The sequence below is a fragment of the Sedimentibacter sp. B4 genome (genome assembly GCF_000309315.1).
Taxonomy (GTDB): domain Bacteria; phylum Bacillota; class Clostridia; order Tissierellales; family Sedimentibacteraceae; genus Sedimentibacter; species Sedimentibacter saalensis.
Genome location: NZ_CANG01000834.1, coordinates 1 through 240 on the forward strand (window position 1 = coordinate 1; position 240 = coordinate 240).

A 240-nucleotide genomic window follows, 5' to 3' on the forward strand; every position below is an offset into this window, starting at 1 on the left:
TTTCAAGGTGCCCGCAGCCGACCCTGCGGAGAAGATCGGCACGCTCTTCGTGAACCCCGGCGGCCCGGGTGCCTCCGGTGTGAGCCTCGCCGAATCCGCGACCGGGTTCCTCTCCCAGTCCGTGCTCGACCACTTCGATGTCGTCGGTTTCGACCCGCGGGCACCAACGGCTCCACCGGAGGTGACCTGCTTCTCCAGCTCGTCGGCACAGGCCTCGGCGCTGGTCGGGGCTGAACGAGG

At 68.8% G+C, this 240-nt stretch carries 1 pseudogene; it reads left to right on the forward strand.

What is annotated here, in order from left to right:
* Positions 1-240 (forward strand): annotated as a pseudogene (locus tag BN358_RS27040) (alpha/beta hydrolase); the annotation flags it as partial.